Annotated in this window: 21 protein-coding genes; 8 read left to right on the top strand and 13 right to left on the bottom strand. The window is 48.1% G+C overall.

Features of this window, described 5'->3' with window-relative positions; translation table 11 throughout:
* The first annotated feature begins 274 nt into the window (after window positions 1–274).
* From ACN28R_RS00105 to ACN28R_RS00095, 3 genes are read left to right on the top strand one after another with little or no spacing between them, the layout of a single operon-like run.
* Window positions 275–820 carry a hypothetical protein gene (locus ACN28R_RS00105; RefSeq protein WP_095833227.1) on the top strand — a complete coding sequence of 182 codons (546 nt, stop codon included), beginning with the start codon at window positions 275–277 and terminating at the stop codon, window positions 818–820.
* Entirely contained in the window at window positions 817–1341 is a 525-nt protein-coding gene (locus tag ACN28R_RS00100) for a DUF2778 domain-containing protein (protein ID WP_095833226.1), read from the top strand. The genes ACN28R_RS00105 and ACN28R_RS00100 overlap by 4 nt, the downstream gene beginning before the upstream one ends.
* Window positions 1331–1591, top strand: coding sequence for a hypothetical protein (locus ACN28R_RS00095; protein ID WP_095833225.1), 261 nt, complete (start codon window positions 1331–1333; stop codon window positions 1589–1591). The genes ACN28R_RS00100 and ACN28R_RS00095 overlap by 11 nt, the downstream gene beginning before the upstream one ends.
* A 90-nt stretch (window positions 1592–1681) precedes the next feature.
* Here ACN28R_RS00095 and lysA read toward each other — a convergent pair whose 3' ends face one another.
* Entirely contained in the window at window positions 1682–2944 is a 1263-nt protein-coding gene (gene lysA, locus ACN28R_RS00090) for a diaminopimelate decarboxylase (RefSeq protein WP_095833224.1), read from the bottom strand.
* Window positions 2945–3086: 142 nt separating this feature from the next.
* On the opposite strand from lysA, the gene ACN28R_RS00085 reads away from it, so the two are divergent.
* Entirely contained in the window at window positions 3087–4019 is a 933-nt protein-coding gene (locus tag ACN28R_RS00085) for a LysR family transcriptional regulator (RefSeq protein WP_095833223.1), read from the top strand.
* A 253-nt stretch (window positions 4020–4272) separates the two neighbouring features.
* Here the strand turns inward: ACN28R_RS00085 and ACN28R_RS00080 are convergent, their stop codons facing one another.
* The gene (locus tag ACN28R_RS00080) at window positions 4273–4404 is read right to left on the bottom strand and encodes an entericidin A/B family lipoprotein (protein WP_048639809.1); all 132 of its coding nucleotides are present in this window, start codon (window positions 4402–4404) and stop codon (window positions 4273–4275) included.
* Window positions 4405–4717: 313 nt separating this feature from the next.
* Here ACN28R_RS00080 and ACN28R_RS00075 point away from each other — a divergent pair, with 313 nt between their 5' ends.
* The gene (locus ACN28R_RS00075; RefSeq protein ID WP_335634467.1) at window positions 4718–4900 is read left to right on the top strand and encodes a YnfU family zinc-binding protein; all 183 of its coding nucleotides are present in this window, start codon (window positions 4718–4720) and stop codon (window positions 4898–4900) included.
* Window positions 4901–5279: 379 nt separating this feature from the next.
* Here the strand turns inward: ACN28R_RS00075 and ACN28R_RS00070 are convergent, their stop codons facing one another.
* On the bottom strand, window positions 5280–5471 hold the full coding sequence (locus ACN28R_RS00070) for a hypothetical protein (RefSeq protein ID WP_145957949.1): 192 nt from the start codon (window positions 5469–5471) through the stop codon (window positions 5280–5282).
* A 198-nt stretch (window positions 5472–5669) separates the two neighbouring features.
* On the opposite strand from ACN28R_RS00070, the gene ACN28R_RS00065 reads away from it, so the two are divergent.
* A complete protein-coding gene (locus ACN28R_RS00065) occupies window positions 5670–5891 on the top strand; it encodes a hypothetical protein (RefSeq protein ID WP_095833221.1) in 222 nt (73 codons plus the stop codon).
* 150 nt (window positions 5892–6041) lie between these two features.
* Here ACN28R_RS00065 and ACN28R_RS00060 read toward each other — a convergent pair whose 3' ends face one another.
* Window positions 6042–6593: a recombinase family protein gene (locus ACN28R_RS00060; RefSeq protein WP_095833220.1), complete on the bottom strand. Its 552-nt coding sequence runs from the start codon at window positions 6591–6593 to the stop codon at window positions 6042–6044.
* 24 nt (window positions 6594–6617) lie between these two features.
* Between ACN28R_RS00060 and ACN28R_RS00055 the strand changes: the two genes are divergently transcribed.
* Window positions 6618–7847, top strand: a complete 1230-nt coding sequence (locus ACN28R_RS00055) for a phage tail fiber protein (protein WP_145957948.1) — start codon at window positions 6618–6620, stop codon at window positions 7845–7847.
* Here ACN28R_RS00055 and ACN28R_RS00050 read toward each other — a convergent pair.
* From ACN28R_RS00050 to ACN28R_RS00025, 6 genes are all read right to left on the bottom strand, one after another.
* A complete protein-coding gene (locus ACN28R_RS00050) occupies window positions 7781–9403 on the bottom strand; it encodes a phage tail fiber protein (RefSeq protein ID WP_095833219.1) in 1623 nt (540 codons plus the stop codon). The two genes, ACN28R_RS00055 and ACN28R_RS00050, sit on opposite strands and share 67 nt — an antisense overlap.
* 39 nt (window positions 9404–9442) lie before the next feature.
* The gene (locus tag ACN28R_RS00045) at window positions 9443–10192 is read right to left on the bottom strand and encodes a hypothetical protein (RefSeq protein ID WP_095833218.1); all 750 of its coding nucleotides are present in this window, start codon (window positions 10190–10192) and stop codon (window positions 9443–9445) included.
* 516 nt (window positions 10193–10708) lie between these two features.
* The gene (locus ACN28R_RS00040; RefSeq protein WP_095833216.1) at window positions 10709–14545 is read right to left on the bottom strand and encodes a phage tail tip fiber protein; all 3837 of its coding nucleotides are present in this window, start codon (window positions 14543–14545) and stop codon (window positions 10709–10711) included.
* Window positions 14545–14943 (bottom strand): DUF6950 family protein, encoded by a 399-nt coding sequence (locus tag ACN28R_RS00035; RefSeq protein WP_095833215.1) that lies wholly within the window; start codon window positions 14941–14943, stop codon window positions 14545–14547. Before ACN28R_RS00035 ends, ACN28R_RS00040 begins: the two co-directional genes overlap by 1 nt.
* A gap of 7 nt (window positions 14944–14950) precedes the next feature.
* Window positions 14951–15535 carry a hypothetical protein gene (locus tag ACN28R_RS00030; protein ID WP_095833214.1) on the bottom strand — a complete coding sequence of 195 codons (585 nt, stop codon included), beginning with the start codon at window positions 15533–15535 and terminating at the stop codon, window positions 14951–14953.
* Window positions 15535–16131, bottom strand: a complete 597-nt coding sequence (locus ACN28R_RS00025; RefSeq protein WP_095833213.1) for a hypothetical protein — start codon at window positions 16129–16131, stop codon at window positions 15535–15537. The genes ACN28R_RS00030 and ACN28R_RS00025 overlap by 1 nt, the downstream gene beginning before the upstream one ends.
* Window positions 16132–16308: 177 nt before the next feature.
* Between ACN28R_RS00025 and ACN28R_RS00020 the strand changes: the two genes are divergently transcribed.
* Window positions 16309–16530, top strand: coding sequence for a hypothetical protein (locus tag ACN28R_RS00020; protein WP_145957947.1), 222 nt, complete (start codon window positions 16309–16311; stop codon window positions 16528–16530).
* Between the two features lie 16 nt (window positions 16531–16546).
* On the opposite strand, the gene ACN28R_RS00015 is transcribed toward ACN28R_RS00020, so the two are convergent.
* From ACN28R_RS00015 to ACN28R_RS00005, 3 genes are read right to left on the bottom strand one after another with little or no spacing between them, the layout of a single operon-like run.
* The gene (locus ACN28R_RS00015; RefSeq protein ID WP_095833211.1) at window positions 16547–16750 is read right to left on the bottom strand and encodes a hypothetical protein; all 204 of its coding nucleotides are present in this window, start codon (window positions 16748–16750) and stop codon (window positions 16547–16549) included.
* Window positions 16751–16752: 2 nt separating this feature from the next.
* Window positions 16753–16959 carry a hypothetical protein gene (locus ACN28R_RS00010; RefSeq protein ID WP_095833210.1) on the bottom strand — a complete coding sequence of 69 codons (207 nt, stop codon included), beginning with the start codon at window positions 16957–16959 and terminating at the stop codon, window positions 16753–16755.
* Between the two features lie 24 nt (window positions 16960–16983).
* Window positions 16984–17496: a hypothetical protein gene (locus ACN28R_RS00005; RefSeq protein ID WP_095833209.1), complete on the bottom strand. Its 513-nt coding sequence runs from the start codon at window positions 17494–17496 to the stop codon at window positions 16984–16986.
* Between the last annotated feature and the right edge of the window lie 227 nt (window positions 17497–17723).

Genomic DNA, 17723 nt, shown 5'->3' with positions numbered 1-17723 from the left:
TAATGATATGCGCTACGGCTTTTTATGGTATAAACGTGGCGAAAATGCCGGATATTTTAGGCCGCCGCCGATATAACTCCCACTTGTTCTCCACCGTCATCGCCACACGCGCCATAACGCAACTACGGCAAGAAGATTAGCCTTGCAGTCTTCAACCGCAAACTCGGGTTATCATAAAAAATAGTTAATTGTTTAGATAATGACATATTGTTTTTTCACCCGTATGATAGCCCGCATTTTATTGGTTTCAATGGATATGAAAAGGAATCACAGAATGGATAGAGCTATAATTAATAGCCTTAGCAGTGAAATCAACTCACATTCACGCTATCATTTCAAATTAGAAAACACTACCGTTCCACTTTCTTTATTGCACTTCACTGCACAGAAAAAGTTAAGTAAAAATTATCGAATTACCTTTACCAGTGAGGCCGACGATCTCAATCCCGCACGAATACTCAATCGTACGGCAATCCTCGCTTTCAATCCTCCGAAAATCAATACATTCGGCCTACCAGATACGCGTGAACCTTTGCGTAAAATTCATGGCGTCATCCGGACATTTTCCCGCTTATCGCACTCGGCAGCAGAGAAGAGTTGCAACTCTCGCCGGTCAGAGTTTAACCTTGACCACCGGTGGCCAATTGAATATCAACATGCAGGCTCAGGGCGGAAATATCTCGACCTAGTTAACAAGAGAGGCGCACATCAGCAATGGCAAAAAAATGGCGATAACCGCGTATTTCTGGGAAAAAACCGAGCTGAAAGAGTGATATCCTGTTTAAAATTAGATGGATACCGTAAGGAAAGGGAATTATGATCGATTGCTTACTCGATTTCGACCAGATTTCAACCGACAGGAAGAAGCTTTATCTACAATGCCCAGGCATCGGCGCTTTTGAAGTTTTCAGTGGCGACATGCCGTTCACCAACCGTGCGGAATGTTCATTCATAGACCACTCAGCGATTCCTAATGGTCGATACTGGATTGTCGATCGTCCCGAAGGACCGTGGAAATCCCGTTTGCTGACATGGGCAAAGGATTTTGCAACAGGAAACGATCACAGCACATGGTTTGCTCTATACAGGGATGATGGAAGCATTGATGACAATACCTTTATCAGCGGTGTCCAACGCTCAAACTTCAGGATTCATCCGCTAAGGTCGGATGGTTCCGGTACATCATGGGGCTGTATCACCTTCTTCCGCAGTACCGAATTCACGTCATTTCGTAATTCCTTACTCAGGGTACAAAAGCGCAAGGTTAATGGCGCTAATCTGATGACATATGGAACGGTGACGGTAAAAGGTTCAGTTACGGGGCCATGCTATGTTAGGTAAAAAAATCCTCTATCCTCTTCTCTTTGTCGCTATCACCATTTGTTTGGTCAGAAGCAGGATCTTGTTAAACCTGGCCGATAGCATTCTTATGTCCATTGATCGGATGTGCCGAGCATCATCCATTCAATGTACTGGCGGTGATTACGATTTCGCGTTGCTGATAACGGCACTGGCCGTTAATAGTGTTGTGGCGTTGGTATTTGTTGTCATCATCGAGAAGATTGTTCATGCCATACGGAAAACATCGTGAAAGATGTTCATCCTTGCGCCTTTTTCAAGGTGATCATCATTGCGGCAAACGGGTGAACGTTTTAGGTTGCGCCGGTTTGCCGCGTTACGTTTAAACCTTCTCCAGCGCCAGCAGTTCTTCCAGCGTCTGGCGGCGGCGGATGAGCCGCGGCTCTCCTTGTTCAAACAACACTTCCGGCAACAGCGGGCGGCTATTGTAATTGGATGACATGGACGCGCCGTAAGCGCCGGTATCGTGGAACACCAGATAATCGCCGACTTGCGCATCCGGCAGCGCGATAGTTTCAACGCCGCCCCCGGCCTGCTGGGTAAAGACATCGCCTGATTCGCACAGCGGCCCGGCGATTACGCTGTCGCGCATCGGCGCCTGGCTGATATCGCGGTCGTCGCCCGGCAGCAGCGAAATATGGTGATAGCTGCCGTACATCGCCGGACGCATCAGATCGTTGAAGCCGGCGTCCACCAGGACAAAATGACGGCTGCCCATCTCTTTCACCGCCCGGACTTCGGCCACCAGTACACCGGATTCGGCCACCAGGAAACGGCCCGGTTCAATTTCCAGCTCGACCGGGTGCCCCAGATGGGCCGCAATTCTTTCACGCGCCTGATTCCACAAGCCATAGTAGTGTTCGGTATCGATCGCCTCTTCGCCATCGCGGTAAGGAATCGACAGGCCGCCGCCGGCGGAGATCGCCTCAATATCGTGGCCCAGCGTAATGACCTGCTGCACCATCGCGTCGCAGACCTGCGCCAGATGCGCGTAATCCACCCCGGAACCGATATGCATATGAATACCCACCAGCTTCAGCCGATAGCGTTGGATGTGCGCCAGCGCCTGCGGCAAATCGCCATACCAGATGCCATGCTTGCTGTTCTCGCCGCCGGTATTGGTTTTCTGGCTGTGGCCGTGACCAAAGCCGGGATTCACGCGCAGCCACACCGGATGCCCCGGCGACTGTTCACCAAGCTGTTGCAACATATCCACCGAGCCGGCATTCACCGGAATATTCAGCTCCGTGACCCGCTGTAACGTTGGGCGATCCAACAGATCGGCGGTAAAAACGATCTGGTGATCGGCGGTTCCCGGTACAAATCCGGCGACCAGCGCCCGCTCAATTTCCCCCAGCGACACGGAATCCACTTTGACCCCCTGTTGATGCATCAGACGCAAAATATGCGTATTGGAGCAGGATTTCTGCGCAAAACGGATGGTATCGAACTGACGCAGTTTGGCGATGTTATCCATAATGGTTTGCGCATCATAGGCCCAGACCGGGCAGCCGAAACGAGCGGGGAGTTGGCGCAGATTCCGTGCATTCAGCGCATGGGTGGTATCATTCAGATCGTGTGGCATCGTGTTTCCCGGAAAAATCTTTTAGTAAAAAGTGGGCTAACTAATAGATGCAGTATGACAATGACCAATTTGGTAATAAAATATCTATATATCGATACTCTATTCATTTTTGATATGGTTTTTTAACCTTACAGGATGCGCCATGGCTGCGGTGTCGCTGCGACATATTGAAATTTTCCATGCGGTAATGACCACCGGCAATCTGACGGAAGCGGCGGCGCTGCTGAACACCTCTCAGCCCACGGTCAGCCGCGAGCTGGCCCGCTTTGAAAAACTGATTCAGATGACGCTGTTTGAACGCCAGCGCGGGCGGCTTTATCCAACCGCCCAGGGTCTGCAGCTGTTTGAAGAAGTTCAGCGCTCCTATTACGGCCTGGACAGGATTATCAACGCCGCCGGGGATATTCGCCGCTTTCAGCAGGCGCAACTTTCGATCGCCTGTCTGCCGGTATTCTCGCAGTCGCTGCTGCCTGACGTGTGCAAACCGCTGCTGACCCGCTACCCGTCGCTCAACCTGCACATTATTCCGCAGGAGTCGCCGCTGCTGGAGGAATGGCTGTCCGCCCAGCGACACGATCTGGGGCTCACCGAAAATAGCGTAACGCCCGCCGGTACCGAACGCCAGACCCTGATGATGCTAAACGAAGTTTGCGTCCTTCCCGCCCGGCATCCTCTGGCAAGCAAAACGGTACTCTCCCCCGCCGATTTCGCCGGCGAACCTTTTATCAGCCTGTCGAGCGCCGACAGCTATCGTCAATTGCTGGATAAGCTGTTTAGGGAGGAAGGCGTCTCTCGTCAGATGGTGTTGGAGACTCACAGCGCGGCGTCGGTGTGTGCCATGGTGCGCGCGGGCGTGGGCATCTCGATCGTTAATCCGCTGACCGCGCTGGACTACGCCGCTTCCGGCGTGGTGGTACGCCCTTTCAGTATTGATGTGCCTTTTACCGTCAGCATAATTCGTCCGCTGCACCGTCCGGCTTCCGCGCTGGTCGATACTGTTATCGCCCAGTTGCAACAGTATGCGCAAAATATCCCTGCCCGCTTACAGCAAATATTGCAGCCAGGGTTAGCTTAACCCTGTCCGTCTTTTATTTCGGCTGTTTTGGCAGGAGGCCGAGATTGAGTGATTTAATCATGGTATTCCCCCTGCGGCGGAGGATATGCATATTACGCGGCCATTCAGAGAATGGAGATGGTGATTGCATTACAATGCTTATTAGCAAACAAACTCGGTGCGGGTCAAAAAATCAAATGATTACGATGAAATTAATCATGAGACGTTTAGCGAGAGCGGTATAACTCGCTCCCGGCACAGAAGCTCTGCGCGTTTACTGCGCGCTGCGCTGTATTGCGTTCCCGCCGGCTTCAACATCCTCACCAACGCCACGCGTGGTATTACACCCAACAACGGCAGATAAGAGTAGCGCGGAGAAAATAACGGCAAGGCTTTTCTTGAACATAGACATAAATAGTTCCTTCTTAGTGAGAATAAGCTTCCTGGTGATAGAAGACACCGTTTTAAGCATAGTCGAATATTGGCTGTTCTGTGGTATTTTTCGCTCAGTTTACAGCGATCGAAAATTTTACGCCGCGGGTTCTCTCTTTATTCGTTATCACATCATGGACTTGCTCTTTATGCCTTTCTGCCGTCAGTCTCGGAATTTTTTATCGCCGCCATATTCCCGCGCAAAACCGAACAATAAATAAACCATTACGAGCTATCATTAACAGAACCGCCTATACTTACAACCCATACATCTACCGGTGAAAGATATGTCTATCTTTAATGGTTTTAAGATGTTTCGTGACACATCAGTTGACGTCACCTGTCCCAAATGCTCTCAGAAATCAGAGCAAAGCCAAACCAGATTTCGTAAAAATATCATTATGATTTGTCCGCACTGCGGATATTATTTTCAAAGAATATCAGATAAAGACATTCAAAAGAGTTCATAAAATTTTCGTTCGAAAAGCGCCAGGAAAAGTCATGCGAATAGAAGGTTGCCACGAGTTTTCAGTTTCCTGGATGACGTTGTTAATTCTATATCTACTTAATATCGCTCAATATCAACCAGCGCTATCATGAGTATTACCTCAAGATGAGGACAAAAAAGGTAAATCACTACTTTCGCCTAAAAACCTTTATTTCCTCATCAACAATTTCTTTTTTTCAATTTATGCCAATCATGCCGGCAGGTTATGATAATGCGTCATTCCGGGTTAAAAACCGTCATGGCTGTCATTTCATATTTTTATTATCTTTCGTGATGAAAAACAGAATATCCGAATAGCCATAAGAGGCTATTCCATATGCGCGCTTTCCATAGAAAACATCCTATTGATTATTGAAGTCATTCCTTTTCCATCCCGACATCCGGCGCAGGGCGCCGCCATCGTCACGCGAGCGTTTCTCTATGTTATAGTAAGCGTTAATAGTGTCTTTCTCTTTCAGATCCCCATGCAATGGCAGCGATGCAACGGTGCGGATAAAGCGAAAATACGACAGAACCATCAAAGATATAACCACGGAAAAAACCAGCCTGAACCAGCATGAATACAGATAATCCGCAGAAATACCGTCACCAACGTTTCTCCATTGCGCCGATGCTCGATAGATGATATATACAAATAAAAACAATTAATTATAAAAACAAGGTGTCCTATTGGTGTCCTGAGACTAATGAAATTAATGACTGGTAATGCATGAGATTGGAGCTGAAACACGGTGAGACAAATCGATTATCACGGAACGACGATCTGCATACTCGACGAAGACGACATGCTAACAGCATGCCCCGCCGGCTCATATGTGGTTATAGAAGATAGCGGTTTTTATATCGCGGTACACATCGGGGAAAACGAAGCGCCAGCGATTCATATTGATCCTGTTCCTACTCTTGAAGACGCGCTCGACATCATCGCTGGCCGCCTGTCGTTTTTTGCTTGATTACATATAAAAAAGCCCATCGAGTTACCGATGGGCGCTTCCCCTAGTGCCGTTTTTATAGTTTTTCATCACCACAATCATGGCACCTGATCTGTATATTTTATAAACGTTTATACAGATCGATTTGGGTTAATTGATCGGTTATAGCGATCAATTACCGGCAGGGAAATATTTATAAATCGTTTTCACCGTCACGCCGCAAATCTCCGCAACTTGACGCCGTGTTGCGCCGTTCTGCAACATCTGCCTGGCATGCTCAATAACATCTGGCGTCATTACCGGGCGCCTGCCCCCGATCCTACCCTGCTCTCTTGCTGCGGCTAAACCAGCGCGTGTGCGCTCAATAATTAATTCTCGTTCCATCTCAGCCAGCGCACTCATAACGTGAAAAAAGAAACGGCCAGCTGGCGTTGATGTGTCAATGCTGTCGGTCAGGCTGCGAAAGTGAATGCCCCGCGACTGTAAATCAGAAACCATCGTGATCAGGTCACGCACGCTGCGGCCCAGCCTATCCAGTTTCCAGACCACCAGCGTATCGCCTCGTTTCAGGCGCCGAATTGCGCGGCGCAAACCTGGGCGCTTAGCATTTTTTCCGCTGGCCGTGTCCTCAAATATCTGTTCACATTCTGCGCGGTCCAGCGCATTTTTCTGTAAATCGAGGTTTTGATCCCCTGTTGATACCCGCGCATAGCCGATCAGCATTTCGCAATTCCTTGAAATTACTGATTGTATTTTTATCGCGTTTTTCGCGCAAACCTGGGTTTGGGTTCAATAGCTGTTTTGAATTCTCCTTTGCCGAAAGTTAACGGCGGCTCTGGAACAACACTAGGCTCCCCAACAAATATTGATGGGACCAATACAGATGGAACAACGTATTATGCTGACGATGCAGAATTTTATGCCGGTTTGGCTAACACAGGAAACTCTTCAATTGGATCAGCTAACGTCAACTCAGCATACAAATCATTTTTGAGCGTCAGGCACAGAGGGGGGAGTGTAGCAGCATCAGCATACAACTACGGATTTGCCCTGATTGATGCAGGATTGAATCAAAATAATTATAACTCATTCCAGTTAGCCAAGCAGTGGAATGGCGTTTGGTCAACACCTGTAGCATTGTGGCATAGCGGCAATTTAGTTAAGCAGTCTTCAGTTTCTGATACGGCAGCCGGTGCGGTGATGATAAATGGTGCCTGGGGTGTCGGAGGCATTAATAGGACATCCTCATCATTCGATGCGTTTGTTAGTTCCCCTCAATGCGGGTTTATCGGATCTACTGGTGGCAATACCGGGTTTCCCACTAATGATGTGGCGTGGACAGGGTATCATGCGGCTTTTAATGTTGATGGCTCAGCATCAGCGACTACTGTTGTATTGTGCGCTACATCGCTCGCAGCTGTGCGTATGCGAGTCCATACACGTAGATCCAGTATGAATAATGGGTGGCTAAATGTTTTGCTATCCAATCAGTACACGGTCGATTCGAATGGGTTCCTAAAATCAGCATCACCAATATTGCGTCTTGCTAACACCCCTGAACAAATGTTAGACAATTGGTCAGTTGGTTTTAATATAGCTGGGTGTGGGGCCGTAAATAATGAGGCAGAAGGAGTAACGGCGGAGCGCCAAGATACGGGCGTTTATCTCGTTACGGGTTCCTTAGGGCTCGCGGAATCAGGTTGGACAATTGAAATCCCGCAAGACGTGAACGGCAACCGTCTCTGTTTTGTTGAAACAGAAACAGCGGAGAACGGCGATATTACTGTACACGTCAGTAAGCGCCGGTTTGATGTTGAGACGGGAAATGTTGTGCCCGGGGAATTGATGGATATTCCAGTCGGGCGCTGGATAGATCTACGTTTATCTATGCCAGCAGCGCCAGAGCCTGATTATTCAGACATTGATTCTGATGGCTCAGATAGCAATGACTCTGGTTCATCAGAACCAGGCATCTGAACGCGAACATCAATCCAGCGACCTGCAGGAATATCGATCGGCTGGCCGCTCTCTACACCCTCGATGTTATTTTGTGCAAATTCTGGCGCATCAGGATGTGTGCGATGATATGTGCAGATGATTATTGAGCCGTCAGCGTCAACAGTCGAATTAACCCAGATGAGAGGTTGTTTATTGGCATCAAGAGGGATTTCGATGCCGCCATCAATGCCTCCCCACGCCGGATCAGAATTAAATCCCAAGCACCCAGATATCTTATATTCACCAATTCCTATTTTCTCTGCCGTTACGCCTGTTGCTTCATCGTTTGCTTCAATAGAACCATCGCTAAAAAGTTTAACCACCGGTGAGGCAGTTTTAATAAATCCGTTTGCATCAACAGTATATATATTGCTTGTTAGTGCTCGATACCACGGGCTTTCATTCCCTGCTGCCGTTCTCGTTCTTACATATAATCCAACATCGTTACTTGAATATCCGATAGCAATTTGAGATCTCGCTGCGCTATCCCACGGGATCTGTATTCCTCTCCATGCTATAGCAGAGGTCGGCCAATTAGAATTTTCTGACGAGACAGCAGATGAACGAATAAACAACGGGCTACTTGTCGAAAGATTCATCGCATTGTTTGCGTTGGGGAACGTAAGAGGGGCGGAACCAAGCCCCCAAGCACCGTTAATCATGACAGCGCCCGCTGTAGCATCAGTTGTCGAAGCTTGCTTAACTAAATTGCCGCTATGCCACAAATACACTGGCGCGAGCCACGTATTTGCTACTTGTTTATATAGGGCGAAGTTATTTCCGTATCCCACCGTTGTCATACCTTCATCTACGAGTACACACCCGTAGGCAGTCCCATCGGTAAGACCCGCCCTATGTCTAACGCTAAGTACTGTTTTCCAGACATTGTTTACAGAAACAGACCCGGCCAGATTGTTTCTCTGATCCGCTGATGCCAGATATGCAAGTAATGATGCCATATCTGTTTCTGCATGCGGCTCCAGATTACCGAACGCCCCCAGTACTGTGCCTGAGCCTCCATTCGCTTTCGGCAAAGGAGAATTCAAAACAGCTATTGAACCCAAACCCAGGTTTGCGCGAGCCTGCGCAGCTGTCGTTGCACCAGTTCCCCCACGAGCGACTGGAACAGTTGCTGTTATCGCTGATAACGTCGCTACTGTTTCAGTCGTGCCATCAGCTTTCGTCCACGTCATTGTCGCAGCAGTAGACGTCAGCCAGGTGTAGAGAACGTCAGAATTACCCTCAAAACGCGCTAACAGCGCAGTAAAACGTGCTGAGAACTGGCTAATATCACCCTCATATGTCGTAATGATTTTGTACGCCTGCCCACTGGCCGTGGAACCTGTGTAATTATCCTCCAGCGTTAATGACGTACTGCTCGCGACAGTGGCAATAATGTTTATTTTCCCATCTGGACCAATAAACATCATTCCCGGAAATACGCCGTTAATTGCATTAGCCCATTGTGTTCCCGAACCAGTTACTGTTTTTGAGCCATTAGTAAGCGTGGCGGTGCCTGTCCGATAAGTTGGCATAATTTTTCTCCAGACGAAAAAACCGCACAAGGCGGCTAGTTAATTGATGCTATATGGAAGAGGTAAATTTGTAGTGTTAATCACGTAGGCGTATGTTGCACTACTTTGCGCAAACCCTATTATTCCCGTCCATCCTCCTGTTACGTCAGAGTATAAAGGGACGTAATTCACTTTTATGGTATTTCCTTGCATCCACACACAATTCTGTAACTGCGTAGATAAAAGACCGCCGGCACCGCTAAACTTATGATGAATTTGTTTAAATGTGGACAGGCCAACTGCGTAATTAGCATCTGTGTATTCGGTTGCTATATTATATGTAGTTACTCCTCCGTTAGCTGAGTAATCCGGTTTATATGCTGGTATGGTGTACACTTTTTCAATATTCAGAAGATACCATGAGCCATCGAAAACCAATCCTTTCCCCGGATAAAATAATTGCATACCACGAGTGCTTTGTATGGTTGGTCTAAATCGCGAAAATGCATATATGTCAATGTATTGACCAGGTTGTAACACTAAGTCATGCCATTTAAATACGCCGCCGTAGGGATCGACAGTACACCTTGCATCAAAGCCATTTGCACGTATAAAAAAAATAATATCGCTATAAATTTGAATGTTTTGAGGCAATGTAAATTTTGGATTAGACAATGAACTTATTTGATCCTGATTATTCCATTGAGCTGTACTGGTAATTCTCATACTTTTTAACAAAACATACGGTAAGTCATTATTTGTGAGCTGTAACGTTCTGCTTTTATTAAATACTTGAGTTCCGCCAGGCATCAGATAACCCCATACGTTATTCTAAATCCACCTATCATGATACCGTTATAGTCGCCAGGAATGTTATCCCTCCACTCTGGCATATATCTATATCTGAGTGTAGTTCCGGTGATTTCAACGTCAGGAGTACAAATAGAGTGGTAAATATTCAGATTTTCGCCCCTAGCCCACGCCTGCAAGGAGGCCACACTTGAGAAAACGCCAGGTATCAACCAATTCTGGACCGGTTGATTGTTAGGATTAAAAATTGCATCGTACAGCTTCAGACTAACGTTATAATAGGGGTCGCCGAGTGAAAACTCAGGCACTGTGATCGTTCTCCACGTGAATATATTTTCACTAGTGTAATTGCTCGATTCATAGTAAGTAGGCGGATGATCCCACGTGTTACGACCGGCCCATAGACCGGTGCTAATCTCTCCAAGAACATTAAGACAGCGCGACGTAATATCCAGTATCGGAATGCTAGGGTTAGCAACGTTTTTATTAAATATTTGTAAGCCTGATGGCATAAAATTAACTCCATATCCCAAATCTTGCTATCAAGAACCCTGTTCCGTCGAATACCTGTAGCAGATTACCGTTTATTGTCAGATAGCCATCACCGCTATTGGGGCCCACCATGGTAAGGGAACCATTTTTATCCAGTTTCCATAGCGGCTGACCATTCGCTCCCATGACCGATGATTGAATATCATTGGCGATTTTTGCAAAATTAATTGTCGCATCACCGATGATCACACTATTCAAAATTGCCTGAGCACCCTGCGTCGTAAATATCATCGTCGGCGTACCACCGGCGTTGGTCATTATTGATGTTCTGTCAGCCAGCAAAATAATATTGCTCTGCATCCCTGCAGTTGAATTAGAGACATCAAGACCGATACCGGCGACATATTGACGACCATTTGCATCCACGGCGATTTTAATTGTACGGAACGCGCTCAGTTGATTATCAATGCCATTAACAATACTGCTGACGTCATTGATTTCCGCTGATACTCCATTAACACTGGCCGTAATCTGACTAATCTGTGTAGCTTGGGCCGTTAATGTGTTTCCGTGTTGAGTGACCGTCGCGTTCGTCTGCTGTAACGCCGTAGCGTTAGCGTTTGCTTTACTCTGTGCGTCATTAGCAACGCCGCTAACACCGTTAATAGTTGCAGACATCTGACTGATAGACTGGCCCTGAGACGTGATTGTCTGCCCCTGCTGCGTCACCGTTGCCTGTGTTGCTGATAGCGCATCAGCGGTTCCGTCAATATCGGACTCGGCATTACTCATGCGAGCACTAAGCGCATTTGTCTGCTGACTGAGCGCCGCTGTTTCTGTGCTGCGCGTCAGCGACTCTTGCTGCAATGCTGCGTTAGTTGATGCAATTTGGCCGTTAAACTCCGTCTCAATCTGCGTCAGTTCCCGTGCCAACGCCTGTTGCTCATCGGCTTGCACCTCCTGCTGAGTGGTGATTTTGGCAACATTCTGGCGGCGCTGCTGCGCTTCTTCCGTGCCGTTTAACGCATCCTGAATCTGAGCCCGCGCCTGCGCCTCTAATGATTGTTTAACACTGGCCTGGCTGCTGTCATGCCCAGCCACCGTTTCAGACAACTCAGTTATAGAAGCGCTGTTATCATCAGTGTCAGCGCGTAGGCCGTTAATCATCTGTGCCTGCGCCGCGTCATTCGTCGCCAGCGTTTGCAGTGACTGATTAACATCAGCTTTATTGCTGTTGAACTCAGACGTGAGGCCCGTTACCGCGCTGGCCGTTGTCTCTTGCTGGTTTGCCAGAGACTGCTGCTCAGTCGTTAAATGAGATATGGATTGGTCATGACCGTCAATACGCCCTGCCTGTGCAACGATGTCCTGCTTTACAGCAGCGACGGCGCTATCGGTTGTTGCCTGGGCTTGTTCAACAGACGTGATCCGGCCGGTATTGTCCGCTAATGTCGCTCTCGTCGTAGCGATGTCTTGTGCGTTGGCCTCATCACCGGCAATACGTGCGGTTGTTTCGCTGGCGATCAGCGCTGCGTTATCATCAGATTTGGCAACAACGGCATCCAGTCCCTGAGCCTGTACCTCTTGCTCATTTTTTACAGTGGTAACATCATTGATGACCTGCGCCACACGTCCATCATTTTCAGCAATGTATCCATCAACGCGCTGAGTCAGATATGCATCAGCGGCTTCCAGTTCTGTGCGAGTGTTCGTAATGTTTGTGCTGATAGACTCAACTGCGTCATTCAGCTGATTACGGGTTTCAGTAATGTTTAGTGTGTTTTCGATAACTCCAAGTGCCAGGGCATCTACACCATCCTTCAATTGACTGATGTTATTGCCCTGCTCGTCAACCTGACCAGTTAAAGATTTCCACGCGTCTGTTTCAAAAACCACCTCGACAGCTTCTTCAAATATCGGTGCCACATCGCTGTCAACACTGGCGCCAACTTCTACAAATGCAGATGCGCCATATGAATTCACGCTACGCACATAGAACCAGTAAACCTTCCCGACCTCTTTCAGCCCAACTTTGGTGTATGACGCCCCCCGCCCCAGATAGTTGGCATTGGTTTCAACCAAGCTGATATCGCTCAAACGATCCACTGAAAACCAGAACTCAAACACGGTACCAACTGGAAGTCCTGCAATAACTCGCGGATGCAACTCAACAGACCATAACCCCGGCGTTACATCAACACGATCTGGCGCGGCCGGCGAATTGATTTTAAACGTGATGGAGGTAGGAACAGATTGGGCACCATTCATCGCGACTGCGCGAACTTCCGCTATGTATTCACCCTCCGGTAGTCCAGTCACACGGCATTGCGTGCCGGGAACCTGAGCGGTGTAGATCGTCTCACCATTCTGGATAAACAGCACATTGTAGTGTGCAACTGTTTCCCGCGTCGTCCATGTCAACAGTCCCTGAACAACGTCTGCAATGATCTGTGTAGAATAAGATAGGTTTTCTGGCGCACCCGGCGCACCATTAGGGAGGTTGGTCAGCGGAGCACGATCTATCAGTTTGCCAATCGCATCATTCCAAACATCCGCGCCCTCTTGTTTCAGCGTAAGTTTTACACCGTTTTGAATACTGAACTGCCAGTCAGCTACACGCATTTCAACACCATCAATACCCAGCGATGGCAAAAACAATTTAACGTACATACCTGGGCGGTAGCGGTAGCCGCTCAAATTTATTGGCAGATTAATTGTACGCGCGACGCGTGCACGCTTCAGCTTGATATCAGCCAGGCGCTGAGACTGGAACTCACTGATAACAAAGCGCAGCTTCATATCCTGAGATATTTCAACGCCGTCTTCTGCAACCCATTCAGGCACCGACACGGCCGGAAAATCTGCCTCTGAATAGGATTGTTCAGGATCGATAAAAGTGCCGTTAATCGTGTTTACCCGGTCAGACTGGGAAACCTCCGGCATGATCTCGATATCGCCCGCCAGTTGCCCTTCGTGAATTTCCTCAACGGCCGGGCCGTAATATGCGCCGACAAGCAAGCCATGACGCCCGCCGATGTACGTTGGCTCGCCTGCACATGATGCCAGCATGTCATCAAGAATTGCTGATTTGTTCTCGCTCAGATCAAACTCGCCGTTTATGGTGTAACGGCGCTCAGTATTACCATCACCACGGATGACTGATTCGTCTGAAATGTTTGCGGCAACTTCAAACTGTTCCCAGTTAATTTCCGAATCGGGTACTTTCAAGTAATAACGATAGTAATGCAGGATGACCAGCGCCGCGTTATCACTCCAGGCGGTGTCACCAGTGCGAGGGTCATAAACCTCCCAGCCCCACTTCTCGACCTTAATATTCGGTATCCCACTGGGAAATTTTTCAGAGTCAAATTTCAGCGTGACGCGCAGCCAGGCGACTCCTTTGCCGATCATATCGTCTTTCCATGACGGGGCATTTTCCAGCAAGTACGGGTCTGCCGTCTGTCGGTCGTTATGAAATTCATACCCGACATTACCGCCATAAGTTCCAATCAGATCGTCTGCAAGATAGATGTCGCCGATTCGATATAACGGATGGCCAGCGAGAGTTATAGCAAGGTACAGCAATTCACCATCGTCTTGTTCACCAGATTGCTCTTCAGAAAAGAACAGTGTCCCTGCCGACATGGTTTTGCCATAAACAACAGTTTTAGGACTGGCAGCGGCTCGCAATACTTGTTTACGCTCTGACTGGCTACGGTAGTTGTCAACACCTGGCGTTTTTGTCAGCAGCATTGATGCGACCGTACCGGCGATCATGATTACCGCAGCAACAACATACATTTGAGCCGCAGCCGCCGCGCCAGCAGCAACCGCTGCAACAATCGGGATAGCAGCAGGCATTATTCAACTCTCCACACGCTCAATGGACGTTCACGCATCAGCACCACACCATTAATACCCATCGCAAAAACGCCGCCGATCCAGACGATCCCCGCACACCGGCTACCATTGTTATTAATAATTGCCACATCACCGCGCTGGGCCTGTTTTACCGGCACTTCTGTAAGGCAGGAGCCAATCGCTTTTTCCAGCGTTCCGTGTGTTTTCAGTAATACTTTTTTCGCGCCGACCTCATTGTCATAGGTTCCACGATATTGGGCAGCGAAATCCTGCCCACACATGGCGGCTACGCAATCAGCGGCAAACAGCAGGCAGTCATTTTTACCCCATGAAAAAGGCCGCTTTTCAGCGGCCAGGATCACGTCAATCAATTGTTTTTGCCAATCATAACGGCGCATAACTACCTCACTGATAGGTGAATCCCGGCGCGTCTTTTTTACTGCCCCAGTAAATAGAGCGTTCGGCCATCTGGGCGACATAACGGAATATCCGATCGCCGGGATATGCCGACTGGTGAGATTCATCGGTAAATCGTCCGGGAAACGGTCGCTGCCAGTCTTCGAAGACATTTGATGCGGTGTATTGAACGGTATTATTATCTCCGGCATTGATACCGGTTGATGATATCCGCCCCTTGAATATCAATTCGTACCCCAGAGGTACTCCCTCATCACTCAATGCCACGATATACAATTCAGCATTGCGGCCCACACATGACTCATTCATGGTTTTTGCAATCAGGCTGGTGTCCAGTCCCGTTAACGTTAATTTGAGTTGTGTCGGGCTGGTTGTATGCTCCTCTTTTACGTCATCAATAGAGCCAAACATGCCAACGCCGTAATAAACTTCACCACCCAGCGTTAACTGTCCGGTGCCGGTATGGGCATAAGTGGTACCAGATTTAAAATGAATCTTCCCGGCGACCGCTGCCGTTACACGATCCCTGGACAGCAGATCGGCCATTTCCTCGGAAAATGGTGAATACAGCATTAGTACGCCTCCTCAAGTTCAATGCTGGTACTTGTAAAAACACCAGGAACGCGATTCATTACACCCTGATCGTTATCAATCAGTTTGAAAATGCCGTAGGGTTTCTGTATCTCTATTGGGGAGTCGGCGGGCGGTGAGGATCGCAGCATGGGCGCAATATTGATAACAGAAAAACCGTTTCCATCACTGACGGCATCGGCCACAATGATTTTCAATTCATCATTAACAGTGATGTAATCACCTGTTTTCAGAACTATTGTGCCGGGCGTCCAGCCGTATGTATTCAGTTCTGTTCCTGTTTGCCCGGATTCAGCGACCAACGGCGATCCTGCTGGCGTTCTGCCTCTCCGTCCGTAGTCCCACAATTTAACTCTGCCGTATTCACCATCAAGCGACGCCACCAGCGCCTCTACGCGTCGGGATTTATCGTCAGGCATATTGTTCAATGACAGAGTGCAGCGCCAGCGGGAGCCGGGATAACGAACTGTTTGCGTCGCCCCGTTGAATGGCGATCGGAATGATTTTGAGTTGCTTTCCAGCCGCCAGCCTAATGATGAAGGAACAAGAGCATCTGGCCAGTCGATAACGTCAGGCATGTTTCCTCGCTTGAAAAACTGATCAAATATCAGGCTATACAGCCCGTGGTTGTAGGGCTAACGTAAAAGCAAAAACATTACGCACAGCACAAGGGAACCCATCAGCCCGCCCGCGTATGAGCGCAGGCGTTTACCCCGGAGGAGATGGCTGATTACCTTCGGATTAAGGAAATAAAAATGAGTGACAAAGATATTCAGTTTGCCGATTCTATTGATGGTTCCTCTCTTCAATCTTTAGGTGAAGAGATCTTGGCTTTGAGGTTCACTCTTGCTTTATTTTTCACAAGATTTAATCCCGTTGAAAAGAAAGCATTACTTGAACAATTAAAGCTTCAAAAAGATGACAAACACGTGCTTAATCTAGCTAACTTCCTCACAAATTTTAAAGACATCAATTAATAAACCGGTTGCGTGGTTATCCTGCGCAACCATTAGCTTCAATTTTCAATATACGGGTTGCAGTAATAGTTCCTCCCGAAAGCGCAGATTCAAGCGCAACAACCCGCTCTTCAATCGCTGTAATGCGGCGCTGTTCTTCTGTTTCACGCAGTTTATTCGCATGGATAACACCATCGCCAATGGCGGCGGATTTTAAAATGGCGTTGTTAGTATCATTCATAATCACACCTCTTCAATCGTAGTAATTACATTGACCTTTTTAACTTCAACATCAGCCAGGCCGCTCTTTTCGATAAAATCATTTGCTGCTACATCATTAGCAAATGTCTTCGCTAATTCGAGTTTCAGCACAAACGTTACATCAGTGCCGATAATCATATTTCCGATATATAAACCGGCGGTATTTTTAATAACGAATTTCTCTTGCATAAATATCTCCTGCAATAATCTTTATTAAATGGGATTAAACGCCCAATAATCGTCGTGCCTGTCCGCGAGTCTGGAAATCCTGCAATAATTGCTGACGGCCAGTGAAGCCCCATCGGTAGCCCCTTTATTGGCCGCTTGCTCCATCGCCGACGCTAGCGCCTTATCACCACTGCCAGAGACGGATATATTCTGATGGATAATCACGTTGCCACCATTGTTAGTGGTTGCGCTGTCTCCGGCGCTGGTTAGTTTGCTGGATAGATACCCCTTCAAATCCGCGTTGGTACGTGCATCAACAACGCGCTCGCCTCTATCGAGCAACCAAGTGCCTTCGCGGGGAACATTATCAATACCGTCATGTGCCATACCGGCAATGGTTGTTGAGGCCATAAGGGCGACTGACGTGTAACCAATACCTCGAATCATTGTGCTGGCAGGAATACCAAGAATGGGACCAAGCTTCAGGGCTTCTGTTGCCGCCACCTCGGTATTCACGATTGCCTGAGCAATAGATGCTGCTTTGCTCGCGAGAAACATAGCTTTATATGCTGCACTCCCCTCCTCGCCATTGCCGATAGCATACTGGCAGCATCACTGGTTAGGGTTGAGATCATGCTTAAAGATGCAGAGGTATAGGCTGACTGAATGGATTGCCTTTTATCAGCGGTTTTCTGTTCAATTTCGGCGACTCGGTCCGCATAGGTTGCTCGTTAATTAGCTTTTGTTCCCAGTAACTCGTTTGAATATCGAGTTGCGTGTCATGC

Origin of the sequence: Brenneria goodwinii, assembly GCF_002291445.1 — a bacterium.
In the GTDB taxonomy this organism is placed as follows: Bacteria; Pseudomonadota; Gammaproteobacteria; order Enterobacterales; family Enterobacteriaceae; genus Brenneria; species Brenneria goodwinii.
Note: the sequence above shows the minus strand (reverse complement) of the source record. Positions and strands in the feature narration are given on the sequence as shown.

What these genes read in the sequence shown, in the direction of transcription:
- ACN28R_RS00105 (WP_095833227.1), top strand. Translation starts at nt 275, where the DNA reads ATGGATAGAGCTATAATTAATAGCCTTAGCAGTGAAATCAACTCACAT.
- ACN28R_RS00095 (WP_095833225.1), top strand. Translation starts at nt 1,331, where the DNA reads ATGTTAGGTAAAAAAATCCTCTATCCTCTTCTCTTTGTCGCTATCACC.
- ACN28R_RS00100 (WP_095833226.1), top strand. Translation starts at nt 817, where the DNA reads ATGATCGATTGCTTACTCGATTTCGACCAGATTTCAACCGACAGGAAG.
- ACN28R_RS00020 (WP_145957947.1), top strand. Translation starts at nt 16,309, where the DNA reads ATGAGTGACAAAGATATTCAGTTTGCCGATTCTATTGATGGTTCCTCT.
- ACN28R_RS00025 (WP_095833213.1), bottom strand. Translation starts at nt 16,131, where the DNA reads ATGCCTGACGTTATCGACTGGCCAGATGCTCTTGTTCCTTCATCATTA.
- lysA (WP_095833224.1), bottom strand. Translation starts at nt 2,944, where the DNA reads ATGCCACACGATCTGAATGATACCACCCATGCGCTGAATGCACGGAAT.
- ACN28R_RS00060 (WP_095833220.1), bottom strand. Translation starts at nt 6,593, where the DNA reads ATGCTGATCGGCTATGCGCGGGTATCAACAGGGGATCAAAACCTCGAT.
- ACN28R_RS00040 (WP_095833216.1), bottom strand. Translation starts at nt 14,545, where the DNA reads ATGCCTGCTGCTATCCCGATTGTTGCAGCGGTTGCTGCTGGCGCGGCG.
- ACN28R_RS00050 (WP_095833219.1), bottom strand. Translation starts at nt 9,403, where the DNA reads ATGCCAACTTATCGGACAGGCACCGCCACGCTTACTAATGGCTCAAAA.
- ACN28R_RS00080 (WP_048639809.1), bottom strand. Translation starts at nt 4,404, where the DNA reads ATGTTCAAGAAAAGCCTTGCCGTTATTTTCTCCGCGCTACTCTTATCT.
- ACN28R_RS00075 (WP_335634467.1), top strand. Translation starts at nt 4,718, where the DNA reads ATGTCTATCTTTAATGGTTTTAAGATGTTTCGTGACACATCAGTTGAC.
- ACN28R_RS00005 (WP_095833209.1), bottom strand. Translation starts at nt 17,496, where the DNA reads ATGTTTCTCGCGAGCAAAGCAGCATCTATTGCTCAGGCAATCGTGAAT.
- ACN28R_RS00045 (WP_095833218.1), bottom strand. Translation starts at nt 10,192, where the DNA reads ATGCCTGGCGGAACTCAAGTATTTAATAAAAGCAGAACGTTACAGCTC.
- ACN28R_RS00030 (WP_095833214.1), bottom strand. Translation starts at nt 15,535, where the DNA reads ATGCTGTATTCACCATTTTCCGAGGAAATGGCCGATCTGCTGTCCAGG.
- ACN28R_RS00085 (WP_095833223.1), top strand. Translation starts at nt 3,087, where the DNA reads ATGGCTGCGGTGTCGCTGCGACATATTGAAATTTTCCATGCGGTAATG.
- ACN28R_RS00015 (WP_095833211.1), bottom strand. Translation starts at nt 16,750, where the DNA reads ATGAATGATACTAACAACGCCATTTTAAAATCCGCCGCCATTGGCGAT.
- ACN28R_RS00010 (WP_095833210.1), bottom strand. Translation starts at nt 16,959, where the DNA reads ATGCAAGAGAAATTCGTTATTAAAAATACCGCCGGTTTATATATCGGA.
- ACN28R_RS00035 (WP_095833215.1), bottom strand. Translation starts at nt 14,943, where the DNA reads ATGCGCCGTTATGATTGGCAAAAACAATTGATTGACGTGATCCTGGCC.